Genomic DNA, 13,619 nt, shown 5'->3' on the forward strand with positions numbered 1-13,619 from the left:
CCGGCCTCAGGCCGGCAGGCGCGCGAGCTCCTCGGCGGTGGTGTAGATGGTGAGCCCTTGCAGCGCATCCTGCTCCAGGTGGCGGTAGAACTCGTCCGCACGAATCCACCACGAGCGCGCAGGGCCGACCTGCCCGGGATGCAGGATGCCGGCGGCCAGGTAGCGATCGTAGAAGTGCTGGCGCAGGTCGCCGCGGGACTTGTGGTCGATGCGCTGGCCCTGGAAGGCTGGGTCCAGCGGGCGCACGGGTACCGTGATGTCGCGGCCTTGCCAGTCCTTGCAGGGCATCTGGAAAGTCTGCGGCATGCGCACCGGCAGCGGGAAGCGCTCGTCCATCAGGTCCTCGACCAGGTGGTAGAAGGTCACCGGACCCATGCTGATGCCCAGGCCCAGGATCTTGGCCTTGTGGTGCACGCAGCGCTCCCAGGGCGAGCGTTCGCCGCAGACCGAGGGCGCGAGGTGGTGCTGGCCGACGATGTCCTCGGCCAGCGGCCCCAAGGCCGAGACCGAGTGCGTCGGGTGGATGCTGCGGCGGATACCGGGCATCTTCAGGAAGGCCGCGGGCAGGGCGCCCAGGTTGGAACCGTGCTCGCGCGGGTCGAACACATAGCCCTGCATCTGGCAGGTGGCGTAGATGGTGCCGCCGGGCAGGTAGTAGGTCGGCACGACCAGGGTGCCGCCCGGGCTGATGGCCTCGTGGATGGCCTCCAGCACGGCCGTAGGGCCGCCTTCCACATAGCCCAGGCTCTTGAGCGAGGAGTGCAGCATCACCGTGTCGCCGGGCACGATGCCCATGGCGCGCAGACCCGAGACGATCTCGGCCTTGGCTGTGTGCGGCTGCTCGGCCTTGAGCTCGGCGCTGCGGCGGCGGGCGCGCCAGGCGTTCAGCAGGCGTCGGATCGGCGCCTTGATGCGCTCCTTGAGATCAGGCGCGGCCATCGATGTCCTGCTCCAGCAGATTGGCGTCGATCATGAACTTGGCGGCCCAGTTGAGGTACTCCCACTGGCCGTAATCGCCGTCCACCGGGAAGGAGCCCTTGACCCCGCCACGCTGGTCCTCGGGGCCGTCGATGGCGATGGCGCGGCGCACATAGCGGTTGGCCAGCTTGGCCGCGTCGCGGTACTTCTTCTCGCCGGTCAGCTCGTAGAGCATCAGCCAGCTGTGGGCGATCTGCACCTCGCCGGTCAGGCAGGACCACTCCACCGCGGCGGACCAGTCCGGCTTCAGGCGGCCGGGGATGAAGCCGTCGGGGCGCAGGGCCGTCATCAGGCCGTCGGCGGTCTTGATGGCGCGGCGCAGGATGTGCTCGTCCTGCGTGAAGCGGTGCGCTTCCATGAAGCCACGCAGGGCGTAGCCCAGGGTGTGGGTCAGCGGCGTCGCGGGCTTGTTCAGGCAGCAGTGGGCCAGCCAGCCATTGGCCTGCTGCTGGGTGAAGGCCCATTCGACCTGACGCAGGGCGGCCTCGGCATAGCCCTGGTCCGGCACATGGCGGGCGGCCTCGAACAGGCCCCAGGAGACGTGGGTCTCGTAGGTCTTGTCACCGCGCTCGGCAAAGGGCGTGGCGTGCTTGCGCCAGCAGCCGTCGGCATCCAGCGAGTCGCGCAGGAAGATGGCGGCCTTGTTCATCGGCGCCAGATAGGGCTCGCCGAAGGCGCCCACGCCCGAGGCCAGTCCGATCAGGATCTGCCCGGTGTTGAAGGTGACCGGCACGCGCGGCGTGGCGTTGATCTTGCCGCCCATGAAGCCGCCTTCCGGGAACTGGATGGATACCAGCCAGTCCAGCATGCGGCGGGCGCGATCGAGGGAGTCCTGGTCCTGGAAGCGCTGGCCGCAGTCGATCATGGTGGACACGATGTAGCCGGTGGTCTCGGGGTAGGAGACCGCCCAGCCCGTCTTCAGGCTGAAGTCGCGGGCCACGCCGCCGTCGTGCGAGGCCGACTGGTCCTGGGCCCGCTTGAGCCACTGCAGCGCTGCCTTCACGGCGGCGTCAATGCCCGGGTCCTGGGCGGGCAGACCTCGTGCGTCCTTGGCGGCTTCGGCCTTGGCCTGGGCCGGCAGGCTGGCCTGCTCGCGCCAGTTGCGAAGAACCTGTTTGGCTGCGTTCAACATGCGGAGTCACTCCCTCTTGATTCAAATGACGGCGGGATCCACGGACGGGCTTGCACAGGATGTGGCCGCGGGAGCCAGGAAGTCCTGCAGCCACTGCGCGCTGAGGTTCAGCGCGGCGGCCCGGTGCTCGGGATCGGAAAAAGTGTGGTCCGCGCCGTCCAGCCATTGCAGACTGAATCCGGGGCGGCTGCCCAGTGCGGCCCAGGCGGGCTCGCGAAGGGTCTCGACGAACTCCTGGGCTGTCAGGTCCGCGCCGGACAGCAGGCACAGCACGCGGCCCTCGAAGCGGGTCAGGCCTTCGCGCATGCCGGTGCGGAAATCGCCGCGGGCCTCCTGGCTGGCAGCGCGGCGGCTTGCGCCGCGCAGTGCACCCAGTGCGCCACGCAGGCTGCTCCAGCGCACCTGCCCGCTGAGCAAGCGGCGCCAGAAATCGGCGCTGGCCAGGCGGGCGGGGTAGTAATGGCGGGTTCTGGCCTGGGCCAGGCTGCGCTCGCTGCGCACCCAGGGGTTGGCCAGCAGCAGGCCGGCCACGCGGGCATCGCCAAGGCGGGCATGGAGCAGGGCGGCGGAGGCCCCATCGCACAGGCCCCACAGCAGCACGCGCTCCACGGTGGGGCAGGCCTGCTGGAGGGCGTCGATGGCGGCGTTGATCTCGGGGTCCAGGTGTTCGAAGCCGGCGGCTTCACCGGGCGCGTCGCCCATGCCCCGGTGGTCGAAGCGCAGGACCGCCGCACCATGACCGGCCAACTGGCGGGCAAGGCTGACGAAGAAGCGATGCGCGCCAATGCGGTACTGCGGGCCGCCGACCAGCACGATCACGCCCAGTCGAGACGGGCCACCCAAAGGCAGGCTCAGGATGCCGGGCAGGCTCAGGCCTTCGCAGCTCACCGGGCAGATCTGCTCGATCACGGCGGCGCGTCCGCTCATGCAAAGGCCTCCTCGGCACACAGGGCGCGCAGGCTGCCGTCGATGAGCCCGCGGCTGAGGGCCGGCTCCTGGCTGGCCCAGAACTGCGGGCCCTGCACGCAGATGGTGCTGGGTTGGTAGCCGGCCGCACGCCAGGCTTCGATGTGCTGGCGGCTGGCGGGGCCCAGGGTCTGCGTGGCGGCACTGGCCATCTCGCACCACACCAGCCGTGCCCCGGCTACGCCACCCGGTGGCTTCAACTGGGTCGAAGCCAGAGGCAGGGCAAGTTCGGGCCGGACGACATAGCCCGCGGCGTGCAGGGCCTGGCCGGCCTGCAGGGCCTGGCGCATGGCGGCGGTGTCGACAAAGCTGCGGGAGGTCCGGCTCATGTCGGCGGCCAGGCGCAGGCGCAGGAACTGCTGCAGCACCTGTTCGCCGCTGGCCTGAGGCTGCCACAGCAGCCAGTGGCAGGCCAGCGCCTGGCGGCGGGCAAAGTCGCTGGCCAGCAGGGCTCCGCTGCGCAGGCTCCATAGCCACAGCGGGCTGTCGGGCTCGCCTTCCTGGCGCAGACGCTGCAGAGCGAGGTCCAGATCGTCAAGCCAGTCTTGCCAACTGGCCTCGCCGTGCTCGCCCGCGCTGTCGCCGCAGGCGAAGAGGTCGGGCCACAGCACGGTGAAGCCGGCCTGGCGCAGGGCGTCCGCTCCCAGGGCCAGCATGCGCCGGCTGCGATTGAGCTCCTCCAGCCAGGGCGGGACCAGCAGCACCAGCCCGCGGCCCGGCGTGCCGGCGGCGGGCTTGAAGAGGTTCAGATAGCGCAGGCTGCCATCACGGCTTTCCAGGAAGAAGGCTGTGGCGGCGTCCATGGTGTGGGCGAGGGGGCGGGCGGTCGTGGCGAAGCTCAGGCCGCCAGCTTGGCCTCGACGAAGCGGGTGAGGGCGCCCACGGTCGCGAAGGTCTGACCGTCGATCTCGTCATCCCCGATGCTGATGCCCAGTTGCTCCTCCAGGGCGGTGATCAGGCTCACGACGGCCATGGAGTCCAGTTCAGGCAGCGCGCCCAGCAAAGGCGTCTGCGCATCGAACTGCGCGGCGCGGCCCTGGAGGCCGAGCGTTTCGTCGAGAAGGCGGAGCACGTGCGAAGCTGGGGACATGAGGTGACCGGAAAAGGAAAAGGGCGCCAGGCTGTGCCGGGCGCCGTGGAGGGCGGCCGAATCTTACCCGCGGGCGCCGCCAAGTTCCCGGGGAGCGGGCCCCCTCATCCCGAGGGAGCACGGCCGTGGCGGCCCCCCCGCCACGAGGCCTCGGCAGGTCCGCGGACTCGGGGACAATCGCCGCATCATGCAAGAGACTGCAGCTCCAGCTTCCGCCCATTCCCCCAGCCTGTCGGGCCTGCGCCCGCCCAGCCTGCTTCCGGATCTGGTCCATCAGCAGGCCCGGATACGCCCGGCGGCACTGGCCCTGGGGGGGGACGGCGGCGAGCTGGGCTACGCCGCGCTGTCACAACAGTTACATCTGATGGCCGGCTGGCTGGCTGCGCAGAGGCTGGCGCGCGGCGAGCGGGTGGCTGTCTATCTGGACAAGCGCCATGAGTTCGTCATCGCCTGCTTTGGCGCGGGCGAGGTGGGCGGGGTGTTCGTGCCTGTCAATCCGGTCCTGAAGGCGGAGCAGGTGGCGCACATCCTGCGGGACTGCGATGTGCGGGTGCTGGTCACTGCCGGGTCGCGTCTGCAGGCCCTGGTCGAAGTGCTGCCGGACTGCCCGGGGCTGCGTGAAGTCCTGCTGGTGGACGCCCTGCCGGACGGCCTGGCCCTGCCGCCCGCGCTGCGGCTGCATGCCTGGGCGGAGGTGCAGGCCGCCACGCCCTGGGCCGGGTTTGCGCCCGTGCTGGACAGCGACATGGCGGCCATCCTCTACACCTCCGGCAGCACCGGCCGGCCCAAGGGCGTGGTGCTGTCCCACCGCAACCTGGTGCTGGGCGCTCAGAGCGTGGCGCAGTACCTGGGCAATCACGCGCAAGACGTGCTGCTGGCGGCGCTGCCCCTGTCCTTCGATGCCGGCTTCAGCCAGCTGACCACCGGCTTCCTGGTGGGGGCGAAGGTGGTGCTGCTGAACTACCTGATGCCGCGCGACGTGCTCAAGGCCCTGGACCGCGAAGGCATCACCGGCCTCACCGCCGTACCGCCGCTGTACATCCAGCTGACCCAGCTGGCCTGGCCCGAGGGCGCCGGCCGCCGCCTGCGCTACTTCGCCAACACCGGCGGCCGCATGCCGCGCGAGACGCTGGACCGCCTGCGCGAGCGCCTGCCGCAGGCCGCGCCCTTCCTGATGTATGGGCTCACCGAGGCCTTCCGTTCGACCTATCTGCCGCCCTCCGAGGTGGACCGTCGGCCTGACTCCATCGGCTGGGCCATTCCCAATGCCGAGATCCTGGTGCTGCGCGAGGACGGCAGCCTCTGCGAGGCCGACGAGCCCGGCGAGCTGGTGCACCGAGGCCCCCTGGTCGGCCTGGGCTACTGGAACGACCCCGAGAAGACGGCCGAGCGCTACAAGCCCCTGCCCCCGGGCGTGGGCGGCCGCGAGGCCGGCTTGCAACTGCCGGAATACGCCGTGTTCTCGGGCGACACTGTGCGGCGCGATGCCGAGGGCTTTCTCTACTTCATCGGCCGGCGCGACGAGATGATCAAGACCTCCGGCTACCGCGTCAGCCCCGTGGAGGTGGAGGAGCTGCTGTACCGCTCCGGCCTGGTCGGCGAGTGTGCGGCCTATGGGCTGCCGCACGAGCAGTTGGGCCAGTGCATCGAGGTGGTGTTCTGCCCGGGCGAGGGCGCCGAGGCCGATCCGGCCGCGCTGCTGGCCTTCTGCAGGAAGCATCTGCCTGCCTACATGGTGCCGGCGCGCCTGCTGCCCATGAGCGGCCCGCTGCCGCGCAATCCCAATGGCAAGATCGACCGCAAGCGCCTGCAGCAGCAGGCTCTGGCGGCCGAGGCCTGAGCTGCCATCGCTTTCCGCCTGCCCACCGCCTGCCCGTTGCCTGCCCGTCGCCTTCATGGACAAGACCTCTGCCATCTCCCCCACGCCCCCTGCCGAGCGCGCCCTGCCTGTGCATGCGCCCATGCGCCAGTTCGAGGTCCGGGGGGCGGATCTCATGGTCGGCGGCCGGCCCCTGCGGCAGTTGGCGGACGAACTGGGGCAGACCCCGTTCTACGTCTACGACCGCAGCTTGCTGCAAGGCCGGGCCGCTGCGCTGCGCGCCGCCTTGCCGCCGGGCATCCACCTGCATTACGCGATGAAGGCCAATCCGCTGCCTGCGCTGGTGGCCTGCATGGTGGGCCTGGTGGACGGCATTGACGTGGCTTCCGCGGGCGAGATGCGCGTGGCGCTCGCGCAGGGCGCGAACCCGCAGCACATGAGCTTTGCCGGGCCGGGCAAGCGGGCCGAGGAGCTGCGCGCCTCCGTGGAGGCGGGCGTGCTGGTCAATGTGGAGTCCTTCCGGGAGCTGCCTCTGCTGGCGCAGGCGGCGCAGGATCTGGGGCGCGCGGCGCGCGTGGCCGTGCGCGTGAACCCGGACTTCGAGCTCAAGGGCTCGGGCATGCGCATGGGGGGCGGGCCCAGGCAGTTCGGCGTGGATGCCGAGGAGGTGCCGCGCCTGCTGGCCGAGGTTGGCCGGCTGAACCTGCAGTTCGAAGGCTTCCATCTCTTCGCCGGTTCCCAGAACCTGCGCGCGGAGGCGATCTGCGAGGCCCAGCGCCTGAGCTATGAGCTGGCCCTGCGCCTGGCGTCGCACGCCCCCGCGCCGGTGCGGCATCTCAACCTCGGCGGTGGTTTCGGCATTCCCTACTTCCCCGGCGAGCAGCCCCTGGACCTGCAGCCCGTGGCAGCCAATCTCGCCGAGCTGCAGGCCCGGGCCGGGCGCGAGCTGCCCGAGGCGCACCTGGTGCTGGAGCTGGGGCGCTATCTGGTGGGCGAGGCCGGGCTGTATGTCGTCCGCGTGCTGGACCGCAAGGTCTCCCGGGGTCAGGTCTTTCTCGTGACCGATGGGGGCCTGCATCACCACCTCGCGGCCTCCGGCAACTTCGGCCAGGTGATCCGCAAGAACTACCCCGTGGCCATCGCCAATCGCATGGACGAGCCCGCCAGCGAATCCGTCCATGTGGTGGGCCCGCTGTGCACGCCGCTGGACCTGCTGGCCGAGCGCATGCGCCTGCCGGCGGCGCAGGAGGGGGATCTGGTGGTGGTCTACCAATCCGGGGCCTATGGGGCGAGTGCGAGCCCGCAGGGCTTTCTGGGGCATCCGCACTGCCTGGAGGCCCTGGTCTGAGGAATCCTCGGGCCGTAAAGCCAGGGCTTGCGGTGCTGCACCACGGCGGCGGAGCGGCAGAGATGCCCGGCCGGCTGCCCAAAAGAAAACGGGCCCCGACTTGCGTCTGGGGCCCGTTTCACCGAATGGGTGGCGGAGAGAGCGGGATTCGAACCCGCGGTGGGCTGTTAACCCACACACGCTTTCCAGGCGTGCGACTTAAACCACTCATCCATCTCTCCGAAGCCCGCCATCATAGCGCAGTTTTTTGGGGCCTCAGGAAACTTCGGCAAATTTTTGACTATTTTTTGCGGCGGCCTGCCGGCGCTGCCCCTGGTGCAGGTTTGCTGGGGCGGCCCAGGGGCCCTGGGCTCAGGGCTCAGGGCTCAGGGCTTGCTGCCCTTGATCAGGGCCATGGCCGTGCCAATGAGGCCCGAGACTTCCCCCATGTTCCCGGGCACGATCATGGTGTTGTTCTTCTGGGCCAACTGGGCATAGGCCTCCACGGCCTTCTCGGCGACCTTCAGCTGCACAGCCTGTTCGCCGCCGGGGGACTGGATGGCCGCAGCGATCTGCCGGATGGCCTCGGCGCTGGCGCTGGCCACGGCGAGGATGGCGGCAGCCTCGCCCTCGGCCTTGTTGATCTCGGCCTGCTTTTCGCCCTCGGAGCGCGCAATGGAGGCCTCGCGTTCCCCGGTGGCGATGTTGATCTGCTCCTGGCGGCGGCCCTCGGAGGCGGCGATCAGGGCGCGCTTGTCACGCTCGGCGGTGATCTGGGCCTGCATGGCGCGCAGGATCTCGGCGGGCGGGGTCAGGTCCTTGATTTCGTAGCGCAGCACCTTGACGCCCCAGTTCAGCGCAGCCTCGTCCAGGGCCTGCACCACGGCACTGTTGATGATCTCGCGCTCCTCGAAGGTCTTGTCCAGCTCCATGCGGCCGATCACCGAGCGCAGCGTGGTCTGGGCAAGCTGCGTGATGGCAATGATGTAGTTGCTGGAGCCGTAGCTCGCGCGCATGGGGTCGGTGACCTGGAAGTACAGGATGCCGTCCACAGTCAGCTGGGTGTTGTCCTTGGTGATGCAGATCTGGCTGGGCACATCCAGCGGAATTTCCTTGAGCGAATGGCGGTAGGCCAGACGGTCCACGAAGGGCACCAGAAAGCTCAGGCCCGGGGTGAGGGTGGTGTGGTACTTGCCCAGGCGTTCGACCACCCAGGCGTTTTGCTGGGGCACGACCTTGACGGATTGGATGACGAAGATGGCAGCGGCGATGAGGATCACCAGCGCGATGAGTTCCATGAGTCCTCCTTGTGGATGTTTGTGATGGTTCGGGGCGGGCAATGCCTCAGGCGTCCAGCAGCAGGGTGCTGCCCTCGACGCCTCGGATGGTATGCGCTCCGGCCTTGGGCACGCCGCTGCCGGCATAGCGAGCCCGCCAGCTGGCGCCGCGGTAACGTACCTCGGTGTGGCCGTCTGGCCCCCAGGCCTCGACTTGCACCTGCTGGCCGATGTCCAGCACCACGTCCGGGTTGTGGCCCGCCGGGGCCAGGACTTCATGCCTGCGGGCAGCCAGTTGCCTCCGGTGCCACAAGGTGACTGCAAGGCCGCCCACGACTGCCGCTGCCACCATCTGGCCGACACTGGCCAGTCCGGCATGGGCGGCCAGTGCGGCGCTGATCGTTCCCACGGCCAGCATCAGCAGATAAAAAGTGCCGGTGTAAAGCTCAGCTGCCACCAGAATCCCGGTGACGATCCACCACCAGGTCGATGCTTGGAATCCCATCTCACCTCCATGTTTTCATGATGTGAACTGAGTGTATCGCCCGGCTTTTGCCGGCTTGCCGTTCTGTTTGTGCGACAAAGCGAAATTGGACCTTGCGCTGTCAGCTGCTAGCCCTACACTTCGCGCCTTTGATTTTTCGCCCGTGTTCCCGGAGGGCCCTGAAATGCTGCGCTTTCGTTTCCCCATCGTCATCATCGACGAGGACTACCGCTCCGAGAACACCTCGGGTCTGGGCATCCGAGCCCTTGCCGACGCCATCCAGAAGGAAGGCTTCGAGGTGCTGGGTGTGACCAGCTACGGCGACCTCTCGCAGTTCGCCCAGCAGCAGAGCCGGGCCAGCGCCTTCATCCTGTCCATTGACGATGAAGAGTTCACACCCGGTCCCGAGCTGGACCCGGCGGTGCTGAACCTGCGCAAGTTCATCGAGGAGATCCGCTTCAAGAACGCGGACATCCCCATCTACGTCTATGGCGAGACCCGCACCTCGCAGCACCTGCCCAATGACGTGCTGCGCGAGTTGCATGGCTTCATCCACATGTTCGAGGACACGCCGGAATTCGTGGCGCGTCACATCATCCGTGAGGCCAAGAGCTACCTGGACGGCCTGGCGCCGCCCTTCTTCAAGGCCCTGATGGACTACGCCCAGGACGGCTCCTACTCCTGGCACTGCCCGGGCCACTCCGGTGGTGTCGCCTTCCTGAAAAGCCCGGTGGGTCAGATGTTCCACCAGTTCTTCGGCGAGAACATGCTGCGGGCTGACGTCTGCAATGCCGTGGAAGAGCTGGGCCAGCTTTTGGACCACACCGGCCCGGTGGCTGCGTCCGAGAAGAACGCTGCGCGCATCTTCAATGCTGACCACTGCTTCTTTGTCACCAACGGCACGTCCACGTCCAACAAGATGGTCTGGCACCACACGGTGGCGCCTGGTGACGTGGTGGTGGTGGACCGCAACTGCCACAAGAGCATCCTGCACAGCATCATCATGACTGGTGCCGTGCCGGTCTTCATGACGCCCACGCGCAACCACTACGGCATCATCGGCCCCATCCCGGAGAGCGAGTTCGCGCCGGAGAACATCCGCAAGAAGATCGCCAAGAACCCGCTGCTCAAGGGTGTGGATGCGAAGAAGGTCAAGCCGCGCATCATGACGCTGACGCAGAGCACCTACGACGGCGTGCTCTACAACACCGAGACCATCAAGCAGAAGCTGGACGGCTGGATCGATACCCTGCATTTCGATGAAGCCTGGCTGCCGCACGCGGCATTCCACACCTTCTACGGCTCCTACCATGCGATGGGCAAGAACCGCGCGCGTCCGAAGGAGGCCATGGTCTATGCCACGCAGTCCACGCACAAGCTGCTGGCTGGCATCAGCCAGGCCTCGCAGGTGCTCGTGCAGGACGCGCAGAACGTCAAGCTGGACAAGCATCTGTTCAATGAGGCGTACCTGATGCACACCTCGACCAGCCCTCAGTACTCCATCATTGCCAGCTGTGACGTCGCGGCCGCCATGATGGACGCGCCGGGCGGTCCGGCCCTGGTGGAGGAGAGCATCGCCGAGGCCCTGGACTTCCGCCGTGCCATGCGCAAGGTCGAGGCGGACTACGGCAAGGATTGGTGGTTCAAGGTCTGGGGGCCGGACAAGCTGGTCGACGAGGGCATCGGCAAGCCTGCCGACTGGATGCTCAAGGCCAACCAGAAGTGGCACGGCTTCGGCAACCTGGCTTCCGGCTTCAATATGCTGGACCCGATCAAGTCCACGGTGATCACGCCGGGCTTGGACATGAGCGGCAAGTTCGCCAAGACCGGCATCCCCGCCAGCATCGTCACCAAGTTCCTGGCCGAGCATGGCGTGGTGGTGGAGAAGACGGGGCTGTACTCCTTCTTCATTCTGTTCACCATCGGCATCACCAAGGGCCGCTGGAACACGCTGCTGACCGCGCTGCAGCAGTTCAAGGACGACTACGACCGCAATGCGCCGCTGTGGCGCATCATGCCGGAGTTCTGTGCTGCCCAGCCGCGCTACGAGCGCATGGGCCTGCGCGACCTCTGCCAGAGCATCCACGAAGCCTATGCCCAGGGGGACATCGCCCGCCTGACGACCGAGGTCTACCTCTCGGACCTCGAGCCGGCCATGAAGCCCAGCGACGCCTATGCGCACATCGCGCACCGTCGCACCGAGCGTGTCGAGATCGACAAGCTTGAAGGCCGCGTCACGACCTCGCTGCTGACGCCGTATCCGCCCGGCATTCCGCTGCTGATCCCGGGCGAGCGCTTCAACAAGAAGATCGTTGACTACCTGAAGTTCACCCGCGAGTTCAATGTCAAGTTCCCCGGCTTCGCCACCGATGTGCATGGCCTGGTCGAGGAGAAGGACGAGAACGGCAAGTCCCACTACTTCGTCGACTGTGTGAAGGGCTGACCCCCAGGGGACGAGCCCGCAGGCCTGGCAAAGCCGGATCCTTGGGCTCTGTGCCTGAAAAAACGGGACCATCGGGTCCCGTTTTGTTTTGTCGGCGCAGCGCTCGGCGCACTGGTCCTGTGGCGCCAGACCTTGCCTTGTTCGACTCGGCGGAGTCCGAAGCGCGTGCCTTGAAAAACAAAACGGGACCAACGCGGTCCCGTTTTATTTCTTCGGTGGAGCTAGGGGATCCGGCTTTGCCGGGCCCTCAGGCTTGCCCCCATTGAGGAGGCTGGCGAAGCCGGTAGGGGGTCACTCGCCCGACAGGGCAACGTGGCTGAAGCCGCCGTCGACGTAGATGACTTCGGAGCTGATGCCGGCCGAGAGGTCGGAGAAAAGGAAGGCGGCGGTGTTGCCGACGTCTTCGATGGTCACGTTGCGGCGGATGGGCGTGGTGGCGGCAAACTGGGTCAGCAGCTTGCCGAAGTCCTTGATGCCCGAGGCGGCCAGTGTCTTGATGGGGCCGGCGGAAATGCCGTTGACGCGGATGTTGCGCTCACCCAAGGCATAGGCGAGGTAGCGCACGCTGGACTCCAGCGAAGCCTTGGCCAGGCCCATGGTGTTGTAATTGGGCACATAGCGGTCGGCGCCCAGGTAGGACAGCGTCAGCAGCGAGGCGCCGGAGCGCAGGCGTGGCGCGGCCGCCTTGGCCATGGCCGGGAAGCTGTAGGCCGAAATGTCGTGGGCGATGCGGAAATTCTCGCGGGTCAGGCCATCCAGGAAATTGCCTGCAATGGCTTCACGCGGCGCGAAACCGATGGAATGCACAAAGCCGTCGAATTCGGGCCAGATTTCGCCCAACTGCGCGAAAAGGCTGTCAATCTGCTCGTCGCTGGAGACATCGCATTCGAAAACCAGCTTGGAGTCGAACTCGGCAGCGAATTCGGTGATGCGGTCCTTGAAGCGCTCGCCCACATAGCTGAAGGCCAGCTCGGCGCCTTCGCGGTGGCAGGCCTTGGCAATGCCATAGGCAATCGACCGGTTCGAAAGGACGCCCGTGATCAGCAGGCGCTTGCCGGCGAGAAATCCCATGTCTGCTCCTTGGTATCAATGTTCAAATCAGCGCGGGATTCTCGCACGGCCTCGATTCTGGGCAAGCCGGGTTCTTGCGGGCATGGTGCTTGCATAGTACAATCCTGGCTTCGCTGAATAAGTGAACGCTGGATGGCGTGCATCGAAGAGAGTGGCTGGCAAACGCTGCAAGGGCTGCAAGGGCTGAAAATGCTGCAGGCGCTTGTAGCAAGCGCTCTCTGAAGGCTGCATCAGGCGACGTGCAGAGGGGTGTCGCAAGGCACCCAGATGTGGGCGGATTTTTCCAGCCCATTTTTTTTGCTTGATCTGGCGATGGCACTTTTGTTCTGAATTTCTGTTTGGTTGGTGATGTGCGCCTCGGGGTGTCTCGGTGTGTGCATCATCGGTCGAGCGACCGCTTGAGTGCTCTGCGGTGCGGGGAGTCCGCGCTGACCCGGCGAAAGTCTGGTCAACGTGCCCGCGCGGCAGAGCTTCAGGCGCTTTTTGATTGCTGTTTTTGCTCCTCGAGAGACTAGAAGCCCACACCGAACGCATGACGAATTGGCAAGCTGCTGTAGAGAAAACCGTGACCGGTCTGGGTTACGAGCTGGTGGACTGCGAGCGCAGTGCCGGCGGTTTGCTGCGTGTCTACATTGACAAGCTGCCTGAGCAGGCCTTGGCCGGTGAGGTGATTACGGTAGACGACTGCGAGCGCGTGACGCGCCAGTTGCAGTACGTGCTCGAGGTGGAAGGGGCTGATTACGCCCGGCTTGAGGTGTCCTCGCCGGGGGTGGATCGCCCGCTCAACAAGCTGGCCGACTATCAGCGTTTCGTCGGCCACGAGGTCGAGATCACCCTGCGCGAGGCCTTCCAGGGTCGCAAGAAGTACCGTGGCGTCCTGTCCGTAGAAGGCGAGGGCTGGCGCGTGGTCTTCAACGACGGCAAGAGCGACCAGGCGCTGGACTTCGCCCTGGACGAGGTGCGCAGCGCCAAGCTGGTGCCGGAAATCACTTTCAAGGGGCGCAACGCCGCCCCCAAGGGCGCTGCCACTCC

General features: G+C 67.1%; 11 protein-coding genes, 1 tRNA gene and 1 pseudogene. 4 read left to right on the forward strand and 9 right to left on the reverse strand.

What is annotated here, in order from left to right; genetic code table 11:
- Nucleotides 1–6 precede the first annotated feature (6 nt).
- Genes ACS5PK_RS08425 through ACS5PK_RS08445 form a run of 5 tightly spaced genes read right to left on the reverse strand, consistent with a single transcriptional unit; the run spans nucleotide 7 to nucleotide 4,148 of the window.
- Complete coding sequence (locus ACS5PK_RS08425; RefSeq protein ID WP_439439788.1) at nucleotides 7–939, reverse strand: AAC(3) family N-acetyltransferase; 933 nt, start codon at nucleotides 937–939, stop codon at nucleotides 7–9.
- Complete coding sequence (locus ACS5PK_RS08430) at nucleotides 926–2,110, reverse strand: hypothetical protein (protein WP_439439789.1); 1,185 nt, start codon at nucleotides 2,108–2,110, stop codon at nucleotides 926–928. Before ACS5PK_RS08430 ends, ACS5PK_RS08425 begins: the two co-directional genes overlap by 14 nt.
- Nucleotides 2,111–2,131: 21 nt before the next feature.
- Entirely contained in the window at nucleotides 2,132–3,037 is a 906-nt protein-coding gene (locus ACS5PK_RS08435) for a hydrolase 1, exosortase A system-associated (protein ID WP_439439790.1), read from the reverse strand.
- Nucleotides 3,034–3,879: a hydrolase 2, exosortase A system-associated gene (locus ACS5PK_RS08440; RefSeq protein ID WP_439439791.1), complete on the reverse strand. Its 846-nt coding sequence runs from the start codon at nucleotides 3,877–3,879 to the stop codon at nucleotides 3,034–3,036. Before ACS5PK_RS08440 ends, ACS5PK_RS08435 begins: the two co-directional genes overlap by 4 nt.
- Nucleotides 3,880–3,914: 35 nt before the next feature.
- The gene (locus ACS5PK_RS08445) at nucleotides 3,915–4,148 is read right to left on the reverse strand and encodes an acyl carrier protein (RefSeq protein ID WP_430765677.1); all 234 of its coding nucleotides are present in this window, start codon (nucleotides 4,146–4,148) and stop codon (nucleotides 3,915–3,917) included.
- Nucleotides 4,149–4,353: 205 nt separating this feature from the next.
- Here ACS5PK_RS08445 and ACS5PK_RS08450 point away from each other — a divergent pair, with 205 nt between their 5' ends.
- Both ACS5PK_RS08450 and ACS5PK_RS08455 read left to right on the forward strand, forming a co-directional pair.
- Nucleotides 4,354–6,006 (forward strand): acyl-CoA ligase (AMP-forming), exosortase A system-associated, encoded by a 1,653-nt coding sequence (locus tag ACS5PK_RS08450; protein ID WP_439439792.1) that lies wholly within the window; start codon nucleotides 4,354–4,356, stop codon nucleotides 6,004–6,006.
- Nucleotides 6,007–6,061: 55 nt separating this feature from the next.
- Nucleotides 6,062–7,333: a pyridoxal-dependent decarboxylase, exosortase A system-associated gene (locus tag ACS5PK_RS08455; RefSeq protein WP_439439793.1), complete on the forward strand. Its 1,272-nt coding sequence runs from the start codon at nucleotides 6,062–6,064 to the stop codon at nucleotides 7,331–7,333.
- A gap of 130 nt (nucleotides 7,334–7,463) precedes the next feature.
- Here the strand turns inward: ACS5PK_RS08455 and ACS5PK_RS08460 are convergent.
- From ACS5PK_RS08460 to ACS5PK_RS08470, 3 genes are all read right to left on the reverse strand, one after another.
- Nucleotides 7,464–7,554 (reverse strand) — tRNA-Ser (locus ACS5PK_RS08460).
- A 144-nt stretch (nucleotides 7,555–7,698) separates the two neighbouring features.
- Nucleotides 7,699–8,610 (reverse strand): SPFH domain-containing protein, encoded by a 912-nt coding sequence (locus tag ACS5PK_RS08465; protein ID WP_439439794.1) that lies wholly within the window; start codon nucleotides 8,608–8,610, stop codon nucleotides 7,699–7,701.
- A gap of 46 nt (nucleotides 8,611–8,656) precedes the next feature.
- Entirely contained in the window at nucleotides 8,657–9,094 is a 438-nt protein-coding gene (locus ACS5PK_RS08470) for an NfeD family protein (RefSeq protein ID WP_439439795.1), read from the reverse strand.
- A gap of 163 nt (nucleotides 9,095–9,257) precedes the next feature.
- Between ACS5PK_RS08470 and ACS5PK_RS08475 the strand changes: the two genes are divergently transcribed.
- Nucleotides 9,258–11,516 (forward strand): Orn/Lys/Arg decarboxylase N-terminal domain-containing protein, encoded by a 2,259-nt coding sequence (locus ACS5PK_RS08475; protein ID WP_439439796.1) that lies wholly within the window; start codon nucleotides 9,258–9,260, stop codon nucleotides 11,514–11,516.
- 291 nt (nucleotides 11,517–11,807) lie between these two features.
- Here the strand turns inward: ACS5PK_RS08475 and fabI are convergent, their stop codons facing one another.
- Nucleotides 11,808–12,587 carry an enoyl-ACP reductase FabI gene (gene fabI, locus ACS5PK_RS08480; protein WP_439439797.1) on the reverse strand — a complete coding sequence of 260 codons (780 nt, stop codon included), beginning with the start codon at nucleotides 12,585–12,587 and terminating at the stop codon, nucleotides 11,808–11,810.
- Nucleotides 12,588–13,119: 532 nt separating this feature from the next.
- Here fabI and rimP point away from each other — a divergent pair.
- Nucleotides 13,120–13,602: pseudogene (rimP, locus tag ACS5PK_RS08485) on the forward strand (ribosome maturation factor RimP); the annotation flags it as partial.
- Nucleotides 13,603–13,619: the final 17 nt, after the last annotated feature.

This window comes from Roseateles sp. DB2 (assembly GCF_051857535.1).
Taxonomy (GTDB): Bacteria; Pseudomonadota; Gammaproteobacteria; order Burkholderiales; family Burkholderiaceae_C; genus Roseateles_B.

Coding starts and splice junctions, on each gene's coding strand:
- ACS5PK_RS08425 (WP_439439788.1), bottom strand. CDS start 939: ATGGCCGCGCCTGATCTCAAGGAGCGCATCAAGGCGCCGATCCGACGC.
- ACS5PK_RS08455 (WP_439439793.1), top strand. CDS start 6,062: ATGGACAAGACCTCTGCCATCTCCCCCACGCCCCCTGCCGAGCGCGCC.
- ACS5PK_RS08475 (WP_439439796.1), top strand. CDS start 9,258: ATGCTGCGCTTTCGTTTCCCCATCGTCATCATCGACGAGGACTACCGC.
- fabI (WP_439439797.1), bottom strand. CDS start 12,587: ATGGGATTTCTCGCCGGCAAGCGCCTGCTGATCACGGGCGTCCTTTCG.
- ACS5PK_RS08430 (WP_439439789.1), bottom strand. CDS start 2,110: ATGTTGAACGCAGCCAAACAGGTTCTTCGCAACTGGCGCGAGCAGGCC.
- ACS5PK_RS08440 (WP_439439791.1), bottom strand. CDS start 3,879: ATGGACGCCGCCACAGCCTTCTTCCTGGAAAGCCGTGATGGCAGCCTG.
- ACS5PK_RS08465 (WP_439439794.1), bottom strand. CDS start 8,610: ATGGAACTCATCGCGCTGGTGATCCTCATCGCCGCTGCCATCTTCGTC.
- ACS5PK_RS08435 (WP_439439790.1), bottom strand. CDS start 3,037: ATGAGCGGACGCGCCGCCGTGATCGAGCAGATCTGCCCGGTGAGCTGC.
- ACS5PK_RS08450 (WP_439439792.1), top strand. CDS start 4,354: ATGCAAGAGACTGCAGCTCCAGCTTCCGCCCATTCCCCCAGCCTGTCG.
- ACS5PK_RS08470 (WP_439439795.1), bottom strand. CDS start 9,094: ATGGGATTCCAAGCATCGACCTGGTGGTGGATCGTCACCGGGATTCTG.